The organism is Vibrio breoganii, from assembly GCF_024346795.1.
GTDB lineage: Bacteria > Pseudomonadota > Gammaproteobacteria > Enterobacterales > Vibrionaceae > Vibrio > Vibrio breoganii.
Window position 1 is genome coordinate 2,129,757 of the sequence record NZ_AP024864.1, and the last position, 22,108, is coordinate 2,151,864.

At 45.8% G+C, this 22,108-nt stretch carries 18 protein-coding genes, 15 tRNA genes and 1 pseudogene; 31 read left to right on the forward strand and 3 right to left on the reverse strand.

Translation table 11 applies throughout. The features are described from left to right. Positions 1-14 precede the first annotated feature (14 nt). A complete protein-coding gene (gene hemA / locus OCU35_RS09845; protein ID WP_017031144.1) occupies positions 15-1,271 on the reverse strand; it encodes a glutamyl-tRNA reductase in 1,257 nt (418 codons plus the stop codon). Between the two features lie 122 nt (positions 1,272-1,393). On the opposite strand from hemA, the gene lolB reads away from it, so the two are divergent. From lolB to OCU35_RS09945, 20 genes are all read left to right on the forward strand, one after another. Continuing rightward, complete coding sequence (gene lolB / locus OCU35_RS09850) at positions 1,394-2,014, forward strand: lipoprotein insertase outer membrane protein LolB (protein ID WP_261825289.1); 621 nt, start codon at positions 1,394-1,396, stop codon at positions 2,012-2,014. Further along, positions 2,011-2,880 carry a 4-(cytidine 5'-diphospho)-2-C-methyl-D-erythritol kinase gene (gene ispE / locus OCU35_RS09855; protein ID WP_102329539.1) on the forward strand — a complete coding sequence of 290 codons (870 nt, stop codon included), beginning with the start codon at positions 2,011-2,013 and terminating at the stop codon, positions 2,878-2,880. Before lolB ends, ispE begins: the two co-directional genes overlap by 4 nt. Before the next feature lie 26 nt (positions 2,881-2,906). Continuing rightward, on the forward strand, positions 2,907-3,854 hold the full coding sequence (locus OCU35_RS09860; protein WP_017027129.1) for a ribose-phosphate pyrophosphokinase: 948 nt from the start codon (positions 2,907-2,909) through the stop codon (positions 3,852-3,854). A gap of 148 nt (positions 3,855-4,002) precedes the next feature. After that, a complete protein-coding gene (pth, locus tag OCU35_RS09865) occupies positions 4,003-4,593 on the forward strand; it encodes an aminoacyl-tRNA hydrolase (protein WP_017027130.1) in 591 nt (196 codons plus the stop codon). Between the two features lie 10 nt (positions 4,594-4,603). After that, complete coding sequence (gene ychF / locus OCU35_RS09870) at positions 4,604-5,695, forward strand: redox-regulated ATPase YchF (RefSeq protein ID WP_261825290.1); 1,092 nt, start codon at positions 4,604-4,606, stop codon at positions 5,693-5,695. A gap of 417 nt (positions 5,696-6,112) precedes the next feature. Beyond that, positions 6,113-6,189: transfer RNA gene (locus OCU35_RS09875), tRNA-Met, on the forward strand. 40 nt (positions 6,190-6,229) lie between these two features. Continuing rightward, a tRNA-Leu gene (locus OCU35_RS09880) sits at positions 6,230-6,314 on the forward strand. An 8-nt stretch (positions 6,315-6,322) separates the two neighbouring features. Beyond that, a tRNA-Gln gene (locus tag OCU35_RS09885) sits at positions 6,323-6,397 on the forward strand. An 80-nt stretch (positions 6,398-6,477) separates the two neighbouring features. Continuing rightward, positions 6,478-6,554: transfer RNA gene (locus tag OCU35_RS09890), tRNA-Met, on the forward strand. Between the two features lie 73 nt (positions 6,555-6,627). After that, positions 6,628-6,712, forward strand: a tRNA-Leu gene (locus OCU35_RS09895). A 34-nt stretch (positions 6,713-6,746) separates the two neighbouring features. Beyond that, positions 6,747-6,821, forward strand: a tRNA-Gln gene (locus tag OCU35_RS09900). Between the two features lie 83 nt (positions 6,822-6,904). Continuing rightward, positions 6,905-6,989 (forward strand) — tRNA-Leu (locus OCU35_RS09905). A gap of 34 nt (positions 6,990-7,023) precedes the next feature. After that, positions 7,024-7,098 (forward strand) — tRNA-Gln (locus OCU35_RS09910). Between the two features lie 154 nt (positions 7,099-7,252). Next, positions 7,253-7,337: transfer RNA gene (locus OCU35_RS09915), tRNA-Leu, on the forward strand. Positions 7,338-7,375: 38 nt separating this feature from the next. Then, positions 7,376-7,452 (forward strand) — tRNA-Met (locus OCU35_RS09920). Positions 7,453-7,504: 52 nt separating this feature from the next. Beyond that, a tRNA-Leu gene (locus tag OCU35_RS09925) sits at positions 7,505-7,589 on the forward strand. Between the two features lie 34 nt (positions 7,590-7,623). Then, positions 7,624-7,698 (forward strand) — tRNA-Gln (locus tag OCU35_RS09930). Between the two features lie 154 nt (positions 7,699-7,852). Then, positions 7,853-7,937: transfer RNA gene (locus OCU35_RS09935), tRNA-Leu, on the forward strand. A 34-nt stretch (positions 7,938-7,971) separates the two neighbouring features. After that, a tRNA-Gln gene (locus tag OCU35_RS09940) sits at positions 7,972-8,046 on the forward strand. A gap of 125 nt (positions 8,047-8,171) precedes the next feature. Further along, positions 8,172-8,256: transfer RNA gene (locus OCU35_RS09945), tRNA-Leu, on the forward strand. 122 nt (positions 8,257-8,378) lie between these two features. Here OCU35_RS09945 and OCU35_RS09950 read toward each other — a convergent pair. After that, complete coding sequence (locus OCU35_RS09950; RefSeq protein WP_102427597.1) at positions 8,379-9,536, reverse strand: FAD-dependent oxidoreductase; 1,158 nt, start codon at positions 9,534-9,536, stop codon at positions 8,379-8,381. 330 nt (positions 9,537-9,866) lie between these two features. Between OCU35_RS09950 and miaB the strand changes: the two genes are divergently transcribed. From miaB to OCU35_RS09980, 6 genes are all read left to right on the forward strand, one after another. Then, positions 9,867-11,291: a tRNA (N6-isopentenyl adenosine(37)-C2)-methylthiotransferase MiaB gene (miaB, locus tag OCU35_RS09955; RefSeq protein ID WP_017243014.1), complete on the forward strand. Its 1,425-nt coding sequence runs from the start codon at positions 9,867-9,869 to the stop codon at positions 11,289-11,291. Between the two features lie 66 nt (positions 11,292-11,357). Next, the gene (locus tag OCU35_RS09960) at positions 11,358-12,464 is read left to right on the forward strand and encodes a PhoH family protein (protein ID WP_017243015.1); all 1,107 of its coding nucleotides are present in this window, start codon (positions 11,358-11,360) and stop codon (positions 12,462-12,464) included. Continuing rightward, positions 12,464-12,928 carry an rRNA maturation RNase YbeY gene (ybeY, locus tag OCU35_RS09965; RefSeq protein WP_017243016.1) on the forward strand — a complete coding sequence of 155 codons (465 nt, stop codon included), beginning with the start codon at positions 12,464-12,466 and terminating at the stop codon, positions 12,926-12,928. The genes OCU35_RS09960 and ybeY overlap by 1 nt, the downstream gene beginning before the upstream one ends. A 60-nt stretch (positions 12,929-12,988) precedes the next feature. Further along, positions 12,989-13,885, forward strand: coding sequence for a CNNM family magnesium/cobalt transport protein CorC (gene corC / locus OCU35_RS09970; RefSeq protein ID WP_017243017.1), 897 nt, complete (start codon positions 12,989-12,991; stop codon positions 13,883-13,885). Positions 13,886-13,940: 55 nt separating this feature from the next. Continuing rightward, positions 13,941-15,467 carry an apolipoprotein N-acyltransferase gene (gene lnt / locus OCU35_RS09975; RefSeq protein ID WP_261825291.1) on the forward strand — a complete coding sequence of 509 codons (1,527 nt, stop codon included), beginning with the start codon at positions 13,941-13,943 and terminating at the stop codon, positions 15,465-15,467. A 67-nt stretch (positions 15,468-15,534) separates the two neighbouring features. After that, the gene (locus tag OCU35_RS09980; RefSeq protein WP_102329706.1) at positions 15,535-16,089 is read left to right on the forward strand and encodes a hypothetical protein; all 555 of its coding nucleotides are present in this window, start codon (positions 15,535-15,537) and stop codon (positions 16,087-16,089) included. An 11-nt stretch (positions 16,090-16,100) separates the two neighbouring features. Here OCU35_RS09980 and OCU35_RS09985 read toward each other — a convergent pair whose 3' ends face one another. Next, positions 16,101-16,571 carry a zinc ribbon-containing protein gene (locus tag OCU35_RS09985; protein ID WP_017031150.1) on the reverse strand — a complete coding sequence of 157 codons (471 nt, stop codon included), beginning with the start codon at positions 16,569-16,571 and terminating at the stop codon, positions 16,101-16,103. Between the two features lie 144 nt (positions 16,572-16,715). Between OCU35_RS09985 and leuS the strand changes: the two genes are divergently transcribed. From leuS to rlmH, 5 genes and pseudogenes are all read left to right on the forward strand, one after another. Continuing rightward, on the forward strand, positions 16,716-19,289 hold the full coding sequence (leuS, locus tag OCU35_RS09990; RefSeq protein WP_102322408.1) for a leucine--tRNA ligase: 2,574 nt from the start codon (positions 16,716-16,718) through the stop codon (positions 19,287-19,289). 132 nt (positions 19,290-19,421) lie between these two features. Next, positions 19,422-19,925, forward strand: a pseudogene (locus tag OCU35_RS09995) (LPS-assembly lipoprotein LptE); the annotation flags it as partial. Positions 19,926-20,246: 321 nt separating this feature from the next. Then, positions 20,247-21,257 carry a DNA polymerase III subunit delta gene (gene holA / locus OCU35_RS10000; RefSeq protein WP_261825292.1) on the forward strand — a complete coding sequence of 337 codons (1,011 nt, stop codon included), beginning with the start codon at positions 20,247-20,249 and terminating at the stop codon, positions 21,255-21,257. Between the two features lie 55 nt (positions 21,258-21,312). Next, entirely contained in the window at positions 21,313-21,630 is a 318-nt protein-coding gene (rsfS, locus tag OCU35_RS10005) for a ribosome silencing factor (RefSeq protein ID WP_017029165.1), read from the forward strand. A 3-nt stretch (positions 21,631-21,633) separates the two neighbouring features. After that, positions 21,634-22,104, forward strand: a complete 471-nt coding sequence (gene rlmH, locus OCU35_RS10010; RefSeq protein ID WP_017029164.1) for a 23S rRNA (pseudouridine(1915)-N(3))-methyltransferase RlmH — start codon at positions 21,634-21,636, stop codon at positions 22,102-22,104. The last annotated feature ends 4 nt before the right edge of the window (positions 22,105-22,108 follow it).

Consider the following 22,108-nt stretch of genomic DNA (forward strand, 5'->3'; position numbering starts at 1 on the left):
TCTTCTTAAATTAGTTAAAGGTCTTCGAGACCTAGGCTTTTTCTCAATACAGCCAAATCATCCAACTCTCCCTTCTCAGCCGCCTCTTGAAGCGCCTTAGTTGGGGCATGGATAAGCTTATTGGTTAATTTGTTGCTTAACTCTAGTAATACTTTTTCTGGATCACCACCAGTGCTCAAAGCTTGCAAGCTCTTAGCGAGCAAATCTTGTCTTATCGTGTGGGATGCACGACGGTAATCTCTAATACTTTCTACGGCTTTTCGAGAGCGCAACCAGCTTTGAAACTCTTTGCTCTCAATGCCAATGATTTTTTCTGCCTGAACCGCTTCTGCTCTGCGCTGTTCAATATTCTGGTCAATGATGGACTGCAGGTCATCGACAGTATACAGATACGCATCGCTTAACTCTGATACCTCAGATTCAATATCACGAGGGACAGCAATATCGATAAACAATATCGGCTTATGCCTGCGAGACTTAAGCGCGCTTTCTACCATTCCCTTACCAATAATGGGCAGAGGACTTGCTGTTGAGCTGATCACGATATCGGCTTGTGCCAGCGCAGTTGGAATCTCACTTAAGCTCACGACTTGCGCATCGAACTGAGATGCTAAGCCTGCTGCTCGCTCCTTGGTTCGATTGGCTACCGTCATTTGCGTGCATCCATTATCAGATAGATGCTTGGCAACTAATTCAATAGTTTCACCGGCGCCCACGAGCAGCACACGCGAGCGGTCTAAGGACTCAAAGATGTGCTTTGCTAGAGTACACGCGGCATAGGCGACGGATACGGCATTACCACCAATGTCAGTTTCTGTGCGAACGCGTTTAGCAACAGAGAAAGCCTTTTGAAATAGCTTATCAAGGTTACCCTGCACCGCTTCGTGCTCTTTCGCATCAGCGTAGGCTTGCTTTACTTGCCCCAAGATTTGAGGCTCGCCCAAAACGAGAGAGTCCAGTCCACACGAAACTCGCATTAAATGCTGGATAGCCTGTTCATCCCTATGCGTGTAGAGGCTTGGCTTTAAATCACCATCATCAACCTGATGGAAGTCAATCAACCAATCAACAATATCGCTGCTTGCTTGCGCATCAACATCCACATAGAGCTCTGTGCGGTTACACGTAGATAAGATCACACTGCCGCTGACCACAGGCATTGATTGCAACTGCTGCAAGGCATCGCTCATCTTATCTGGAGAAAACGCGACTTTTTCTCTCAGTTCCACCGAGGCGGTATTGTGATTGATTCCTATGGTCAATAGAGACATGGACTACTTAGACATGGACAAAACAAAACCGCAATTTTACTTGAACCACTACAGCAATAAAAGAGGCTTTATTGTATCATTGGCACAAACCTTGAATCAGAACTCTCATTCTTGCCATGCAAATGACTCAAATATCCCTTTTTTCTAAATGGTTGGTTAGGTTTACGCCAATTGTTTTGGTCTTGCTTCTGTTTGGCTGTGAAACCACACAGCACATGCCTACGCACAGTGTCGAGTATCAAGATCACCAGCAAAAACTGTCCGCTCTGACTCACTTTCGCATCACTGGAAAGCTTGGCTATATAGATCCAACCCAGCGCCAAAGCCTAAATTTTCACTGGAAACAATCTCCTGAAAAGAGTGAACTGCGCCTATCTACCTTTTTAGGTAAGACGGTATTGAACCTTGTGATTGATGATGAAGGGGCAAAGGTGACCGACATTGATGGCAATCGCTACTTTGATAAAGATGCCGACCTGCTTTTCTATCAATTGACAGGCATGCGCCTACCTATCGTTTATATGCAAGACTGGATTAAAGGGCAGCCTACTGCGGCTGATAACTTCCAGGTGGCCGGCAACGGTACATTGCTTTCGCTTCAGCAAACTCGTGGTGAGCAAACTTGGTTGATGGACTACAAAGGCTATCAAGAAAACGAAGATGTTATTCTTCCTAATAGAATGACCCTCTCTCGCGAGCCAATTAAGTTAAACATTGCTGTTAGCAAGTGGGAGATCCAATGATAACCACAGCTACTACTTGGCCTTCTCCTGCCAAACTTAATCTTTTTCTCTACATTACGGGTCGTCGTGCAAATGGCTACCACGAACTGCAAACCTTGTTCCAGTTCATTAACTTTGGCGATGAACTCACCATTACCGCTAACAATAGCGGAAAGATTACCGTTACCCCTGAGCTTACGGGTGTGCCACTTGAGCAAAATCTTATCTGGAAAGCCGCGACCGCCTTACAAGCGCACGCGCAATGCAAATTCGGCGCTGATATTCATATAAAGAAAGTCCTTCCTATGGGAGGCGGCATCGGTGGCGGCTCTTCGAATGCGGCAACGACTTTAGTTGCTCTTAACTTTCTATGGGATCTGAACGTTCCTCTGCCACAATTAGCAGATATTGGATTAAGCTTAGGGGCTGATGTTCCTGTATTTGTGCAAGGCTTCGCCGCCTTTGCAGAGGGTGTCGGGGAGAATTTGACCCCTGTGACCCCTGCTGAAAAGTGGTATTTAGTGGTAAGACCGGACGTGAGCATCGCCACGGTAGATATTTTTACTCATCCAGATTTAACGCGAGACACCAAAAAACGTGGCTGGAATGAACTAGATAGCAGTCCTTACGAAAACGATTGCGAAAAAATAGTGCGTTTACTGTACCCAGAGGTTGATAAGCAACTTTCATGGCTGTTACAATACGCGCCGTCAAGATTGACGGGGACAGGATCTTGCGTTTTTGCTGAGTTTGATACTCAACATGAAGCGGAAACCATATTAAGACAACTCCCTGAAAATACAACAGCATTTGTTGCACAAGGAAACAATATTTCTCCTTTGCACCTGACATTGGCGCAGTTTACTGCCCAAACACTACCCAATTAACTGGACGCAACCTTGAGGTTTCCACCGTGCCTGATATGAAGCTATTTGCTGGTAACGCAACACCTGAACTAGCCCAACGCATTGCTGATCGCCTATACATTTCTCTAGGTGATGCTACTGTAGACCGTTTTTCTGACGGCGAAGTCGCTGTACAAATTAATGAAAACGTTCGTGGTAGCGATGTATTTATCATCCAATCAACGTGCGCACCTACCAATGACAACCTTATGGAATTGGTGGTAATGATCGACGCTATGCGTCGTGCTTCTGCTGGCCGTATTACAGCTGTAATCCCTTACTTCGGCTATGCTCGCCAAGATCGCCGCGTGCGCTCTGCTCGTGTGCCAATCACGGCTAAAGTAGTCGCTGACTTCTTGTCTAACGTTGGTGTTGACCGCGTTCTAACTATCGACCTACACGCTGAACAGATTCAAGGTTTCTTCGACGTGCCGGTAGACAACATCTTCGGTACTCCAGTACTGCTAGAAGACATGGCGAACCGTGGCCTAGAAGATCCTGTTGTTGTTTCTCCAGATCTTGGTGGTGTTGTACGTGCTCGTGCTACTGCTAAAGCGCTTGGTGACATCGACATCGCTATCGTAGATAAGCGTCGTCCACGTGCTAACGTTTCAGAAGTAATGAACCTAATCGGTGATGTTGAAGGTCGCGACTGCGTGATCGTTGACGACATGATTGATACAGGTGGCACTCTGTGTAAAGCAGCTGAAGCTCTTAAAGAGCGCGGCGCTAAGCGTGTATTTGCTTACGCAACTCACGCAGTGTTCTCTGGCAATGCCGCTAAGAACATCAAAAACTCTGTGCTTGACCAAGTGATCATCACTGACTCAATCACATTGAGCAAAGAGATGGCAGCAACAGGTAAAGTTACTCAGCTAACTCTATCTAGCATGCTTGCTGAAGCTATTCGTCGCATCAGCAACGAAGAGTCTATCTCAGCGATGTTTAGCCACTAATCGTTGCTAACATCGGGTTCCATTGAACCTAAATAACTTTGAAAATCCCGGTACTTAGTAATAAGCACCGGGATTTTTTACTCTTAGCTATGTTGCGTGCTATCATATCGCGCTTTTTATTGTCACCTACATTTACGAGAGTCAAATCTTGAGCCAAGAAATCAAATTACTTGTCGGTCTGGCGAATCCGGGTCCTGAATACGCTAAAACACGTCACAATGCAGGCGCTTGGGTCGTCGAAGAATTAGCTCGCGTACACAATGTGACATTAAAAAATGAGCCAAAGTTTTTTGGTTTAACAGGCAGAATCTTGGCAAATGGCCACGACCTACGCTTGTTGATCCCAACCACCTTCATGAATCTATCCGGTAAATCTGTTGCCGCATTAGCCAAGTTTTATCAGATTAAGCCTGAAGAAATAATGATCGCACACGATGAACTAGACTTACCTCCGGGCGTAGGCAAGTTCAAGAAAGGTGGCGGTCACGGTGGCCACAATGGATTAAAAGACTCCATTAGCAAACTAGGCAATAACAAAGAATTTTATCGACTACGCATCGGCATCGGCCACCCAGGTCATAAAGACCGCGTAGCTGGCTATGTATTAGGCAAAGCTCCAGCTAAAGAGCAAGAATGTCTTGAAGCCGTAGTCGACGAGTCCGTACGCAGTTTAGATATATTGCTAAAAGACGGTTTAACTAAAGCACAAAATCGCTTACACACGTTCAAAGCAGAATAAGGTTTTAATCATGGGTTTTAAATGTGGCATCGTTGGTCTTCCAAACGTTGGTAAATCAACTCTTTTCAATGCTCTAACTAAAGCAGGTATCGAGGCGGCTAACTTCCCGTTCTGTACCATCGAACCAAACACAGGTGTGGTTCCTGTGCCAGATCTACGATTAGACGCTCTTGCTGAAATCGTAAATCCACAAAAGATCCTGCCTACTACTATGGAATTTGTGGATATTGCAGGTCTGGTAGCGGGTGCATCTCGTGGTGAAGGTCTAGGCAACAAGTTCCTAGCTAACATCCGTGAAACTGACGCTATTGGTCACGTTGTTCGCTGTTTTGAGAACGAAAACATTGTTCACGTTTCAGGTAAAGTATCACCTATCGAAGACATCGAGGTGATCAACCTTGAGCTAGCGATGGCTGACTTAGATAGCTGTGAACGCGCAATGCAACGTAACGCTAAGAAAGCCAAAGGCGGCGATAAAGACGCTAAATTTGAACTTGCTGTACTAGAAAAACTACTTCCAGTCCTAACTGAAGGCGGAATGGCTCGTACGGTTGAGCTAAGCAAAGAAGAATTGGCAGCGGTTGGCTACCTAAACTTCCTAACGCTAAAGCCTACTATGTACATCGCTAACGTTAATGAAGAAGGCTTTGAAGATAACCCGTTCCTAGACGCAGTACGTGAGTTCGCAGCGAAAGAGAACAACGTAGTCGTTCCTGTTTGTGCCGCTATCGAGTCCGAAATGGCTGAGCTTGACGACGAAGACCGCGCTGAGTTCCTTGCTGATATGGGCATTGAAGAACCAGGCCTAAACCGTGTTATTCGTTCAGGTTATGACCTTCTTACTCTACAAACTTACTTTACCGCCGGTGTTAAAGAAGTGCGTGCATGGACTATCCCTATTGGTGCAACGGCTCCTCAATCAGCAGGTAAAATCCACACTGACTTTGAGAAAGGCTTCATTCGTGCTGAAGTGGTTGGTTACGATGATTTCATCCAATTTAAGGGTGAAAGTGGCGCTAAAGATGCAGGTAAATGGCGTCTAGAAGGTAAAGATTACATCGTTAAAGATGGCGACGTGATCCACTTCCGCTTCAACGTCTAATCAAGTTTATCGTTGCTAGAATACGTTTACTCTGCGTCGGGTTTGCTCACATACACTTGTATGCTGCGCAAACCCTCCTTGATTAAACCCATTCTCGCTTAGCTAAACATTGATTAGGCTTTGATTGAAAAGATCGCTTCGGCGATCTTTTTTGTTTTAGATCCACAGACAATCTGCTCATCGATTGTGTTATTCATTCTCCAACTAGGTCATGAATAACTTAATTTCTGTTGTCTGTTTGTGTTTAATTCTTGGTGCATTTTTGAATAAAAACGGGGCGCTTTGTTTAAAAAAAGTTCGAACGCGCTATAAGTGACAAAATCTTCAAAAAAACTATTGACGGTTTCCGGGGATATACGCATAATGCGCTCCGTTCTCGACACTGTCTAACAGCGTTGAGAAAGACAATATGGTAATGGCTACTTAGCTCAGCTGGTTAGAGCACATCACTCATAATGATGGGGTCGCAGGTTCAAATCCCGCAGTAGCCACCATTTCCTAAATGCTTTCTTTTTGAGAGTTATTAGGAAATATGCGGAAGTGGCGGAATTGGTAGACGCACCAGATTTAGGTTCTGGCGCCGCAAGGTGTGAGAGTTCAAGTCTCTCCTTCCGCACCATATTTAGTTGGGCTATCGCCAAGCGGTAAGGCACCGGCTTTTGATGCCGGCATTCCCTGGTTCGAATCCAGGTAGCCCAGCCACATTTTATTTCGTGATTTTATTAAAAAATCATTGGAAATAAAGCGAGATTAGTTTATCCTCTCTCGCTCAAAATTAAAGTGGCTACTTAGCTCAGCTGGTTAGAGCACATCACTCATAATGATGGGGTCGCAGGTTCAAATCCCGCAGTAGCCACCATATACAACGTCTGGTTGATTTTACCAATCATCGACTAAGACTAAACTCTTGCTTAGAGATAAAACAAAGCGATGCGGAAGTGGCGGAATTGGTAGACGCACCAGATTTAGGTTCTGGCGCCGCAAGGTGTGAGAGTTCAAGTCTCTCCTTCCGCACCATTATTTAAGATTGAGTTCATGGAACTTTCTCTGTTGGGCTATCGCCAAGCGGTAAGGCACTGGCTTTTGATGCCAGCATTCCCTGGTTCGAATCCAGGTAGCCCAGCCACTATTTAAAGTGGTAGCTCTTAGTAAAAAGAGCACACAACGTTATTGAGATTCACCAATCATCTCTCTAACCACAAAATTGATGCGGAAGTGGCGGAATTGGTAGACGCACCAGATTTAGGTTCTGGCGCCGCAAGGTGTGAGAGTTCAAGTCTCTCCTTCCGCACCATTATTTAAGATTGAGTTCATAGAACTTTCTCTGTTGGGCTATCGCCAAGCGGTAAGGCACTGGCTTTTGATGCCAGCATTCCCTGGTTCGAATCCAGGTAGCCCAGCCACTACAATAAGGGTGAGACAAAGCATTTGATGCCTCGTTATTCCCCCTGGTTCGGCTCTAAGTAGCCCAGCCACTATTTAAGTGGACGCTCTTAGTAAAAGAGCACACAACGTCTAGTTGATTCACCAATCATCGACTAAGACTACAAAATTGATGCGGAAGTGGCGGAATTGGTAGACGCACCAGATTTAGGTTCTGGCGCCGCAAGGTGTGAGAGTTCAAGTCTCTCCTTCCGCACCATATTTAATTTAGAGATCACGTTATCTCTAAAACAGAGTGGCTACTTAGCTCAGCTGGTTAGAGCACATCACTCATAATGATGGGGTCGCAGGTTCAAATCCCGCAGTAGCCACCATTTACAACGTCTAGTTGATTTACCAATCATCGACTAAGACTACAAGATTGTTGCGGAAGTGGCGGAATTGGTAGACGCACCAGATTTAGGTTCTGGCGCCGCAAGGTGTGAGAGTTCAAGTCTCTCCTTCCGCACCATTATTTAAGATTGAGTTCTTAGAACTTTCTCTGTTGGGCTATCGCCAAGCGGTAAGGCACTGGCTTTTGATGCCAGCATTCCCTGGTTCGAATCCAGGTAGCCCAGCCACTACAATAAGGGTGAGACAAAGCATTTGATGCCTCGTTATTCCCCCTGGTTCGGCTCTAAGTAGCCCAGCCACTATTTAAGTGGACGCTCTTAGTAAAAGAGCACACAACGTCTAGTTGATTCACCAATCATCGACTAAGACTACAAAATTGATGCGGAAGTGGCGGAATTGGTAGACGCACCAGATTTAGGTTCTGGCGCCGCAAGGTGTGAGAGTTCAAGTCTCTCCTTCCGCACCATTATTTAAGATTGAGTTCATGGAACTTTCTCTGTTGGGCTATCGCCAAGCGGTAAGGCACTGGCTTTTGATGCCAGCATTCCCTGGTTCGAATCCAGGTAGCCCAGCCACTAATACAAGGGTGAGACAAAGCATTTGATGCCTCGTTATTCCCCCTGGTTCGGCTCTAAGTAGCCCAGCCACTATTACAACGTTATTGAGATTCACCAATCGTCTCCTTAACCACAGAATTGATGCGGAAGTGGCGGAATTGGTAGACGCACCAGATTTAGGTTCTGGCGCCGCAAGGTGTGAGAGTTCAAGTCTCTCCTTCCGCACCATCATATAGAGAACCCGTCTTTTAGACGGGTTTTTTATTGCCTGTAGAAAAGTCATCTCATATAAAAAGGGCGCAGACAACATCATGCTATCTGCGCCCTTTCCGTTCTAATAATTAAAAACGCTATAACCCTAAGGCATACTTCAATGCTTGATGCTTAAGAGGGCCTGCACTGTCAGCCAGTTTAAGCCCAACATTTCTTAGCATCTTTACTGGTCCTAGATTATTGCTAAAGCCCACATAGAATACATCCATAGCCGTTTGCATTATCAAATTATCTGTTTTTCTTAGTTGCTGATATTGTTCAAGATTATCCAAAGAATAATCGCCACCACTCAATGTTGTCAGCAATGCAGTAACATCTTTAAAGCCTAGATTAACACCCTGTCCCGCCAATGGATTGATGGTATGGGCGGAGTCTCCCACCAACACAACCCCTTCTTTACAGTAGTGTTGGGCATGGCGACGTTTCAAAGGAAATGAAGCCGAATCTTTTACCGTTACATGGCCAACTCTCTTAGGGAAGCATCGCTCTATCTCAGCTTGTAATTCTGCAACACTTAATTGAGCAAGCTGCTTAATGCGCTGCGGTGAGTCATACCAAACTAGGCAACCTTTGCCCTCGCCCATCGGCAAGTACGACCTTGGGCCACTAGGAGTAAACCACTGCCAAGTCACATCGACATCAAGGCAATCTGTATCCACATTGATCAGCATACAATCTTGTCGGTAATCCCAGGCTGTCACGCCAATTCCAGCGATTTGTCTCACCTTTGAGTTTGCACCATCCGCTCCAACCACTAAGCTGGCGCTCAATACATCCCCAGACGACAGCTCTAAGTGCTTACCCTGTTCATTTGTCGTCATACTCACCAAAGAGTCCGGGCAGTAAAAGCTCACGTTCGAGTCATCGCTCAGAGCCTCCCAGATCCCCAACTGCAAAACACGATTCTCAACCATATAACCCAGCAGAGGCAAATCAAGATCAGCCGCATCAAAGCGTGTACAGCAATTTTCAAGTTCCCACGTTTCCAAGCCTGAGTAGGGATAAACCCTCTTACTTTGGATATGGGGCCAAGCACCCAGTTGCTCTAGAAGGTCAACGGAGCTTTTTGATATGGCTGAGATTCGGATATCCAAGTCTTGAGAAGATTCAAAAGACTTAGGTTGGTAGCCCTCGACAATCGCAACTCGTTTACCTTGCTTTGCCAGCCCGAGCGCTGTTGCGGCGCCAACCATGCCACCGCCTATCACTGCTACATCAAAATGCATGTGTGCCACCCTTTATCCTTAAATAACATTTGTTTATGCCTTTTGATTAATTGTACTTAAAAGCGCTCAGCAATGCCTGTACGAGGACTCAATTTATTCATGCTCTAATCTCTCCCCCTTAAGTTTATTTGTTGTTACCTCCCCAGTTTGGATTAAATCTACAAAAAAGCAGCTCAATACAAACAATGCCTTACCCTGCAACGGATGAAATTTAAGCTTGAAAGCTAGTCATAGCATCATTTAGTCAGTACAATACGCGGCTCGCCACGACTATGCGTGGTGAAATACTGAGCAATATAGCCAGTTGAAAAGTGATTAATTAACACGAGTGTGAATGCAATGAGTAAGAAACTTCTGATCAAGACCTGGGGTTGCCAGATGAACGAATACGATTCATCAAAGATGGCTGACCTGCTTAATGCCGCCAACGGATTTGAGCTAACAGAAGATCCTAAAGAAGCGGATGTATTACTACTAAATACCTGCTCTATTCGTGAAAAAGCACAAGAAAAAGTGTTCCACCAGCTTGGCCGTTGGAAGACTTTAAAAGACACTAAACCAGGCGTAGTCATCGGTGTTGGTGGTTGTGTTGCGACTCAAGAAGGCGACCATATTCGTCAACGTGCACCTTACGTTGATGTTATCTTTGGCCCGCAAACACTGCACCGTCTTCCAGAGATGATCAAACAATCTCAAAGCGATGATGCCCCTGTTATGGACATCTCTTTCCCTGAGATCGAAAAGTTTGACAACTTACCTGAGCCTCGCGCTGAAGGTGCAACAGCGTTCGTTTCTATTATGGAAGGCTGTTCTAAATACTGCACATACTGTGTTGTACCCTACACTCGTGGTGAAGAAGTTAGCCGTCCGATGGACGATGTTCTATTTGAAATCGCACAACTTGCTGAGCAAGGTGTACGCGAAGTCAACCTTCTTGGCCAAAACGTAAATGCATACCGTGGTCCAACGTACGATGGTGACATCTGTTCGTTTGCAAACCTACTGCGCCTAGTAGCCTCAATTGATGGTATTGACCGCATTCGCTTTACTACAAGCCACCCGCTTGAGTTTACTGATGACATCATTGCAGTATACGAAGACACTCCAGAGCTAGTTAGCTTCTTGCACCTACCAGTGCAAAGCGGTTCAGACCGTATCCTGACTATGATGAAGCGTCCTCATACCGCAATCGAATACAAGTCGATTATTCGTAAACTGCGTAAAGCTCGTCCTGATATCCAGATCAGCTCAGACTTTATTGTTGGCTTCCCTGGTGAGTCTGACCAAGACTTCCAAGACACAATGAAGATCATCCGTGACGTTGATTTCGACATGAGCTTCAGCTTTGTCTTCTCTCCTCGCCCTGGTACGCCAGCAGCAGATTACCCATGTGATCTGACAGAGCAAGAGAAGAAAGAGCGTTTGTACGAGCTACAGCAAACGGTTAACGCACAAGCGATGCGTTACTCTCGTCAAATGCTAGGTACAGTGCAACGCGTACTGGTAGAAGGCCCATCGAAGAAAGATCTGATGGAGCTTCGCGCACGTACAGAAAACAACCGCGTAGTGAACTTTGAAGGTAATGCTGACCTAATTGGCCAATTCGTTGATGTAAAAATCACAGACGTGTTCGCTAACTCTTTACGTGGCGAACTTGTTCGCACAGAATCAGAAATGGACCTTCGTATCGCTGTCTCTCCAACTGAGATGATGACTAAGACACGCAAGGAAGATGAATTAGGTGTAGCGACATTTACACCTTAAAGTAACATACAGCTATACTGAAAGAGTCCACAAGGACTCTTTCAGTACAGTAAATGCGAGGCACCATTGAGCAATAAAATTGTTACCCTAGAGATCGATCTAGAACCAGCAAATAATCACCGTCTTTCTAGCCTTTGTGGCCCTTTTGATGACAACATCAAGCACCTAGAACGTCGCCTTGGCGTTGAAATCAACTATCGTGGTAACCACTTCTCCATCGTGGGCCAACCTCATACCGCCTCTGCGGCACTCGATATCGTTAAAAGACTTTACGTTCAAACTGCGCCTGTTCGTGGCAATATCCCTGATATAGAGCCAGAGCAAATCCATCTAGAAGTGAAAGAAAGTGGCGTCCTTGAGCAAGCTGCCGAAGCTGAGTTCTCGCACGGCAAAGAAGTGTTTATTAAGACTAAAAAGGGTGTGATTAAACCTCGCACGCCAAACCAGGCCCAATACCTGATGAACATGGTCACCCACGATATCACCTTTGGTGTTGGCCCCGCTGGTACTGGTAAAACTTACCTAGCCGTTGCAGCTGCCGTCGACGCACTTGAGCGCCAAGAGATCAGACGTATCTTATTGACTCGCCCTGCGGTAGAAGCCGGTGAAAAGCTGGGTTTCTTGCCTGGCGATCTCAGCCAAAAGGTCGACCCTTACCTTCGCCCTCTTTATGATGCACTGTTTGAAATGTTAGGTTTTGAGCGTGTTGAAAAGTTGATTGAACGTAACGTTATCGAAGTTGCGCCTCTTGCCTATATGCGTGGCCGTACTTTGAACGACGCATTTATTATTTTGGATGAGAGCCAGAACACCACCATCGAGCAGATGAAGATGTTCTTAACGCGTATCGGCTTTAACTCGCGAGCTGTTATCACAGGTGACGTTACCCAAATAGATTTACCTCGTGGTGCTAAATCTGGCTTACGCCACGCTATCGAAGTACTTTCTGAAGTGGACGATATCAGCTTCAACTTCTTCTTAGCGGATGATGTTGTGCGACACCCAGTAGTAGCACGTATCGTTAACGCCTATGAGAAGTGGGAAGTTCAAGACCAAAAAGAAAAGAAAGCGATTGAACAACGTCGTCGTCAAGAACGCGAAGAGCGTGAAGCTAAACTTGTCGCTGACGCTGCACTTCAAACTCAGCAACAATCACAACTTGTGAGTAAATAATGGCCATTTACCTGGACCTACAACTGGCTGTTGAAAACGACAGCCAGTTACCTTCAGAACAAGACTTTCAGTCTTGGCTTGATTACACGTTAACGCAATTTCAGCCTGACTCAGAACTCACTATTCGTATAGTGGATTCTGAAGAGAGCCACCAGCTTAATCACGATTATCGTGGTAAAGATAAGCCAACCAACGTGTTGTCTTTCCCATTTGAGGCTCCTCCCGGCGTAGAAATAAATTTGCTAGGGGATCTTGTCATTTGCAAGCAAGTGGTTGAAGATGAAGCCGCTGCGCAGCAAAAACCTCTGACTGCACATTGGGCTCATATGGTGGTGCACGGCAGCTTACACCTGCTTGGCTACGACCATATTCAGGACGAAGAAGCCGAAGAGATGGAATCTCTAGAAACTGAAATTATGCAAGGGTTAGGTTTTGACGATCCTTACCTTGCAGAAAAGCAGTAATCCCAATATAAAGATACAGTGAGCTATTACACATTTGATAGCGTTAACCATTGAGAAGCAATGAACAGCGAAGACAACTCGCCCTCTAAAGAGGGCTCAAAGGAAAAATCAGAAGGTCCGAGTAGGAAATCCTTCTTCGAACGTCTAGGTCAACTTTTCCAAGTGGACCCTAAAGACCGCCAAGAACTCGTCGATGTCATCCGTGATTCGGAAGAAAACGACCTAATCGACCATGACACTCGAGATATGCTTGAGGGTGTGATGGAAATTGCTGAGCAGAAAGTTCGTGACATCATGATCCCTCGCTCGCAAATGGTTACGGTAGAACGCACTGACGATCTTGATGCGCTCATCAATCTTATCACTGACGCACAACACTCCCGTTACCCTGTTATCAGCGAGGACAAGGACCACGTTGAAGGTATTTTGCTGGCTAAAGACCTGTTGAAATATCTAGGCTCGGAAAGTGCACCCTTCGATATCGAACAAGTCATACGCCCTGCAGTGGTTGTTCCAGAGAGTAAGCGTGTGGATCGCCTACTTAAGGAATTCCGCGAAGAGCGCTACCATATGGCAATTGTGGTCGATGAGTTTGGTGGTGTATCTGGCCTGATCACTATCGAGGATATTCTTGAAGAGATCGTTGGTGAGATTGAAGATGAGTTTGACGACGAAGAAGAGTTAGAGATCCGCCAGCTCAGTAAACATACATTTGCTGTCAGGGCTCTGACGACTATCGAAGAATTTAATGATACCTTTGACACTAACTTCAGCGATGAAGAAGTGGATACCGTAGGTGGTTTGGTCATGACCCAATTTGGTCATCTACCTAGTCGAGGCGAAATCGTCGAGATCGAGGCGTATAGCTTCAAGGTCACGTCAGCAGATAATCGCCGTATTATTCAACTTCAGGTTACCGTCCCAGACAATGAGTCTGAGAAAGAGAGTGGCGAATAACACGCTTGCTCTCGGACGAGGTATAACCCTCTAGAGAAACAGACTCAATACTAAGATGAAATCATTGATGACTCATCGCCTAATGCGGCCGCTTGCGGCCGCTTTTGTTGGCGCCAGCACAACTCTTTCCTTCGCCCCATATCAAATTTGGCCCCTGGCTCTGCTCAGCCCATTGCTGTTGCTTCTCTTACTTAAGGGACAATCAACTCGCTTCTCTGCCTTAATAGGCTACCTGTGGGGCATAGGGCTATTTGCCACAGGCATCAGTTGGGTGCATGTCAGCATAGATACCTTTGGTGGCATGCCAAAACCCGCCAGCCTGCTACTCATGGCGTTGCTGGTTGGTTATCTCTCGATCTACTCGGCTCTGTTTGCTGCCCTATATACGAAATTTAACGGACACAAGCACTGGTTTAATGCCCTACTTGTCACCCCCGCTTTATGGATAATCTGTGATTGGTTACGTGGCTGGGCTCTAACAGGCTTCCCTTGGCTTTTACTAGGTTACACACAGATAGACTCACCACTGTCCGGATTAGCTCCTATCGGCGGTGTAGACTTGATTAGCATGTGGGTGATGGCGATATCGAGTAGCTTAGCCATGATTATTACTCGCCGTACTTGGAAACAAGTGTGGATTCCTGTGGCACTGTTTGCCGTTGCAGGATTAACGCATTTCATCAACTGGGTAGCCCCTGACGAAAGTCGAGCACAAACAGTGGCACTTATTCAGGGCAATGTTCAGCAAGAGACAAAGTGGCTACCAAGCCAGCGCTGGCCAACGCTAATGATGTATATGGACCATACTCGCCAAAACTGGGATGCGGATATTATCATCTGGCCTGAGGCGGCAATACCTGCGTTCGAAGACGAAGTCACCTCTTTCATGAGCAATCTCGATAAAGCGGCTCGCCAGAACGATTCAGCGGTAATCACTGGGGTCCTGACTCAAGAGGGGCGTCACACCTATTACAACAGCGTCACAACGGTTGGAGTGACACCATCAGGTGAATACAACTACGACACTCAGCCTCGCTATAAAAAGCATCACCTGTTGCCGTTTGGTGAGTTTGTGCCTCTCGAGGACTTTTTAAGACCTCTGGCGCCGTTCTTTAATTTACCGATGTCTTCATTTGATCGTGGTGATTATGTGCAAGACAATATTGTCGCCAAAGGCATGCATATGGTGGTAGCGCTATGTTATGAGATTATCTTTGGCCAGCAGCTTCGAGATAATATCACCGACGAAACTGACTATATCTTGACCCTATCTAACGATGCTTGGTTTGGTGACTCAATAGGCCCGCTTCAACACATGGCTATTGCTCGCATGAGAGCCTTAGAGTTTGGTATGCCCGTGATTCGCGCAACGAACAACGGTGTCACCGCCGTCACGGATTACAAAGGTCACATAACCGCTGATCTTCCACAGTTTGAGGAAGCAGTACTAAGAGCGAAGGTCGTACCGACAAACGGTAAAACCCCTTACGTTCAATTTGGTGGGTTACCGCTAGATATCGCAGTTTTCTGTATCCTATTGTTCTCTGTGTTCCTATCTATGAGAACTCGGCCGAAAGACTAATTAGCACTAAACTCAATACGGTAAGCCTTTGCTAGCTTGAAAAGAGATCAACTAGCAAGGGTTTGCAATGAAAGAACACTTCTCTCTTCTTCCTATTTCTATCTTACTTCTAACAACAAGTGGTTGTGCCGGAAATACTCAAGACAGTTCGAATACTATGGGCGCTGTCGCTATACCATTTTCCATCTCTTATGACGGTGTGAACAAATTCACTTGCCGACGATTTGACCTGAAATTTGATGACCAATATAAATCTGGGTATCTAACGAACGGAAAAAGAAACGATAATGGCGACCTTGAAGGGTATCTTTACATCGATGATATGCCTACTGGCTATCAACTTCTTACCGAAATACGTTGCTACCCTCATCGCAGAACACAGTTTAAAAATGGCAAAAAACATATCACACGCAAGGTTTCTCAAAGCGTCAACATAAAGCCAAACACCGTTTTGGTGGCGCCCTTCTTATTAAGGGGTTCCATTGAGGACGATTACGGTACTCATCAACTCTATTACGGGTTAACTTGGACTCCGACTGCGACTCGTGAAGACATCGCAGAAGAGATCACAGCTAATGATCTGCAGTCCAATTGGAACGTAACCTTAGATCAAGATTACTAGGGTCTTGAATCCTAAGGTTTTAGTGGCTGCCTAGAAAACTCATCATGCCCACATTGAGGGCACGCCTGAATCTCGGTGGCGTGATTATATTGAGTTCGGTGGCCACATTTTTCGCAGATTAGTACACCCAAGCCGATAATCTCGCCGGACTTATACACCCCTTGGTGCTCAAGATCTTGAAAAAACTCAACCCATTCGACTTTTGTTTTATCGGTAATATCCAACAGGGATTGCCAGACCGTATTTGCAATCATGAGGTAAAAAGGCCCCGACTTGCTCTCTTCAAAGTTATTAGCAAATTCTTGCAGATCCGACTTAACATACGCCGAAACTAAGGCTAATTCGTCTTTGGTCATGTCATTGGCAGCCTCAACCACCTTCTCTGAATTAGCAATCACATTATTTATTTCATCTGGGCTGTGTTTTAAGGTTTCTACTACATCGGATAACAGCTCATCATAACCCGCCTGACGTTTTGGCATATGCCCTCCTTTGCCTAATGGCAATTAACATTGCTTAAAGCTTGCTTTGTGGTTGTTGCTTTTAGCTCCTTTAGGTATTCTATGCTGATCTAAAACGAACTGATTTAATCGTTCTCACAGTTTCCAAGAAAATGGATAGCGTCGATGCAAGAACAATACAACCCGCAAGATATTGAACAAAAAGTTCAACAGCACTGGGACAACAATGAAACCTTTGTTGTAAGTGAAGACCCAAACAAAGAAAAATTCTACTGTCTTTCTATGTTTCCGTACCCAAGTGGTCGTCTACACATGGGCCACGTACGTAACTACACCATTGGTGACGTAGTATCTCGCTTCCAGCGCCTGCAAGGCAAAAACGTGATGCAACCTATTGGTTGGGATGCTTTTGGCCTGCCAGCAGAGAACGCTGCAGTTAAGAACAATACTGCACCGGCTCCTTGGACATACGAAAATATCGAGTACATGAAGAACCAGCTTAAGCTTCTTGGCTTTGGTTACGACTGGAACCGCGAGTTCGCGACTTGTACTCCAGAGTACTACCGTTGGGAGCAAGGCTTCTTCACTAAGCTTTATGAAAAAGGCTTGGTTTACAAGAAAACCTCTTCAGTAAACTGGTGTCCAAACGACCAAACTGTTCTTGCTAACGAGCAGGTTGAAGATGGCTGCTGCTGGCGTTGTGATACTCCAGTAGAGCAAAAAGAGATCCCACAGTGGTTTATTAAGATCACTGAATACGCTCAAGAGCTTCTAGATGACCTAGATAACCTCGATGGCTGGCCTGAAATGGTTAAGACCATGCAGCGCAACTGGATCGGTCGCTCTGAAGGCGTTGAATTAAAGTTCGAAGTTAAGGGTCAACAAGACCTAGAAGTTTACACCACGCGTCCAGATACCCTAATGGGTGTGACTTACGTGGGTATTGCTGCAGGTCACCCTCTAGCAGCAATCGCTGCAGAGAATAACCCTGAGCTTGCTGCGTTCATCGAAGAGTGCAAAAACAACAAGGTTGCTGAAGCTGAGCTTGCAACAATGGAGAAGAAGGGTATGGCGACTGGCCTTACCGCAATTCATCCATTGAACGGCCGTGAAGTGCCTGTATTCGTTGCTAACTTCGTATTGATGGATTATGGCACAGGCGCTGTTATGGCAGTTCCTGCTCACGATCAACGTGACTACGAATTTGCGACTAAATACGGCCTAGACATAGTGCCAGTAATCAAGCCAACTGATGACGCTGAGCTAGATATCTCAGAGGTTGCATACACTGAGAAGGGTGTACTGTTTGATTCAGGCGAATTTGATGGCCTTGAGTTCCAAGCAGCTTTTGATGCTATCGCAGCAAAACTGGAAGCAGAAGGCAAAGGCACTAAGACAGTAAACTTCCGTCTACGTGACTGGGGTGTATCTCGTCAGCGTTACTGGGGTGCTCCAATCCCTATGGTAACGACGGAAGACGGTGAAGTTCATCCGGTACCTGCTGACCAGCTACCAGTGATTTTACCTGAAGACGTAGTGATGGATGGCGTAACAAGCCCTATCAAAGCTGACAAAGAGTGGGCAAAAACCACATTCAACGGTGAGCCTGCACTTCGTGAAACAGATACCTTTGATACCTTTATGGAGTCATCTTGGTACTACGCACGCTACTGTTCACCACAAGCGGACGATATCCTAGATCCAGAAAAAGCAAACTACTGGCTACCTGTAGACCAGTACGTGGGCGGTATCGAGCACGCATGTATGCACCTACTGTACTCTCGCTTCTTCCACAAATTGCTTCGTGATGCAGGCTACGTGACCTCTGACGAGCCGTTCAAGCAGCTTCTTTGTCAAGGTATGGTTCTGGCTGACGCCTTCTACCACACCAACGAGAAAGGCACTAAAGAATGGATCGCACCAACGGATGTAACCGTTGAGCGTGATGGTAAAGGTCGCATCGAGAACGCGGTAGACACTCAAGGTCGTAACGTAGAACACTCAGGCATGATCAAGATGTCTAAGTCGAAGAACAATGGTATTGATCCGCAAGAGATGGTCGACAAGTACGGCGCTGATACAGTACGTCTGTTCATGATGTTTGCCTCTCCTGCCGATATGACCCTTGAATGGCAAGAGTCTGGTGTTGAAGGAGCAAACCGCTTCTTGAAACGTGTTTGGAAACTGGTTCACGCACACTCATCTAAGGGTGCTGCTGAATCTGTTGATGTTGCTGCACTATCAGGTGACCAAAAAGCTCTACGCCGTGATGTTCACAAGACCATTGCTAAAGTGACTGACGATATTGGCCGTCGCCAAACGTTCAACACTGCAATCGCTGCCATCATGGAACTAATGAACAAGCTAGCAAAAGCGCCTCAAGAATCAGTTCAAGACAGAGCGATCCTTGATGAGGCACTAAAAGCGGTAGTTCGTATGCTTTACCCGATGACTCCGCACATCTCTTACGAAATGTGGATTGCATTAGGTGAATCAAACGTAGACTCGGCAACATGGCCAACGTTTGATGAGAAAGCACTAGTTGAAGACGAAAAAACTATCGTTGTTCAAGTAAACGGTAAACTTCGTGCAAAACTAACCGTGGCTGCCGATGCATCGAAAGAGCAAGTTGAAGAACTGGGTCTAAACGATGTGAACGTCGTTAAGTTCATCGAAGATAAAACTGTACGTAAAGTGATCTATGTACCAGGTAAGCTACTGAATATTGTAGCAAACTAATCTACGCTTAAAGCTGAGGGTTACATCATGTAGCCCTCACTTTTCGTTTTTTATCCTGCTTTTTTGTCGCAAACGACCTTGTTCCAGAGAAGCACGATAAGAACCGAACTTCCTTAAGAGAGTATTCTTTTGATGCAAATTGCACGCCTTTCTCATTTACGCCTAGCTATTGCTCTACTTATTGCCTCATTACTGAGCGGCTGTGGTTTTCATTTTCGCGGCAGCTACTTGGTGCCAGAAGAAGTCAGTTCCATGTCTTTGACCAGCTACGATGACTATGCTCAGTTCACTCGAGACGTCAAAACGGAACTAAGACAAAATGGCATACAGCTTGTTACTCCAGCGGCGAATATCACCAATATTCACCTGCTTACCGAGAGTATTAGCGAACGCACCCTTTCCCTATATCAAAACAGTCGTGCAGCGGAAAAAGAACTGACTCTAAGAGCAAGCTACCGTGTCGTGGTTCCAGATGTGGGTACACGAACATTCAGCACCCAAGTTAACCGCAGTTATCTCGATAACCCGTTAACCGCACTGGCAAAATCTGTTGAAAGAGACATGATTGAAGATGAGATGCGCAAGCAAGCCGCAAGACAGATCATTCGTCAGCTGGCGCGATTACGCACCGACCTTGATAACGATGACGGCTCATTTGATACCTTCGTTAATGAAGACGGCGTGATTGAAGACCCTTCTCAAAGAAAAGACGACCAGATTAGTCTGCAGACGGAATACGAGAAAAACGATCAGGCAACAATACCTGTCGAGCTGCAAACGGCGCCTCCCGCATCATCAACTTCAGAGGCTGACAGCAACTCAGAAGCCGATAATCCAGACGCGAGTGTAGAAACCGATTCAGAAGATACGTCTGAAGCAAACAGCTCTGAAGCAACTAACACAGAAGAAGACACAACAGTGAACTCTGAATCTGACGTTGCTAAGTAGAGACTAAGCATGCGTATCTTTGCCGACAAGTTGGCCAACACACTACAAAGGCAACTGCACCCAGTGTATTTGCTGTTTGGTGGTGAGCCCCTACTCATTCAAGAATCTCGAGACCAAATAGAGCACAGAGTCAAATCAGAAGGCTTTAGTGAGGTGTTTCGCTTTTCTATTACAGCTCAAACCGACTGGAATGAGGTCTTTGATGCCTGTAATTCGATGAGTCTATTTGCTGAGAAGAAAATTCTACAGCTAGAGTTGCCTGAATCGGGCACTAATCAAGCCATAACCAAAGAACTACTTAACCTTCATCAAGTACTCAACCCTGATGTCATTCTGATTGTATCTGGAAGTAAACTAACTAAAGCACAAGAAAACGCTAAGTGGTTTAAGGCGCTGAATTCCAATGGCCTTTGGGTCAGTTGTCTCACACCCGATATTCAACGACTGCCTCAGTTTGTACTTCAACGTTGCCATCAATTAGGGCTCAAGCCTGATACTGAGGCGGTGCAAATGCTGGCTCAATGGCATGAAGGGAACCTATTAGCGCTGAGTCAGAGTTTAGAGAAGCTTTGTTTACTCTACCCTGACGGTGTACTTACCCTAGTTCGTATAGAATCAGCCTTGAGCAGGCATAACCACTTTACGGCGTTTAACTGGATTGATGCCATGCTTGAAGGCAAGGCTAAACGCAGTCAACGAATCCTGCGTGAGTTACATGGTGAAGGTATTGAAGCGGTGATCTTACTGCGAACACTGCAAAAAGAACTGAATACCTTGATGAGCTATAAGCAAGAGCTCACAAGTAAGAGCCTACAACAAGTGTTTGACCAATATCGCGTTTGGAACAACAAGCGACCGCTTTATACAGCAGCCCTTAACCGCCATACGCCAAAAACACTCTATAGCATGGTATGTACGTTAGCTCAGGCAGAACATACCGTGAAAACGGACTACGACAACAGTGTATGGCCAATACTTACCCAGTTAACACTCGATATGAGCATGCCGAGAAACGCTTAACAGCGACGCATGGTATACTTTTTTGAACCAAAACAAATTTATTAAGGAGCCGGCATTGCAAGGCGAAGCATTAAAAGACTTTTTAGCTGATAAAGCTGACGATATGAAAGCACAAAAGATCGTGACATTGGACGTTCAGGGTAAATCAAGCGTGACTGATTACATGCTGGTTTGCACAGGCACGTCTAAGCGCCACGTATCTTCTATCGCTGACCATATTGCTATTGAAGCAAAAAAGATCGGTATTGAGCCTCTAGGAATGGATGGTGAACTTGAAGGTGAATGGGTTGTCGTAGATATGGGTTCTACTATGGTTCATGTCATGCAAGAAGAACATCGCGAGCTTTACCAACTAGAAAAACTTTGGGGTTAATCAGTGAAGATCCAACTCGTTGCCGTTGGCACTAAAATGCCAAAATGGGTAGAAGAAGGCTTTAATGAGTACAAGCGTCGTTTTCCCAACGACATGCCACTAGAACTCATTGAAATTACTGCTGGTAAACGAGGCAAGAATGCCGATATTGCACGCATCTTGCAAAAAGAAGGCGAAGCCATGCTGGCTGCGGTACCTAAGGGAAACCGTATTGTAACCTTAGACATTCCAGGCAAGCCTTGGGATACACCACAACTGGCTAAACAGTTGGATCGCTGGAAACTTGACGCTCGAGATGTATCCATCTTAATTGGTGGCCCAGAGGGTTTAGCGCCAGCCTGTAAAGCGGCAGCAGAACAAAGCTGGTCACTCTCTCCTTTGACTCTTCCTCACCCTTTGGTGCGCGTAGTAATGGCAGAGAGTCTTTATCGAGCTTGGAGCGTTAACGCGAACCACCCGTACCATCGTGAGTAACAGA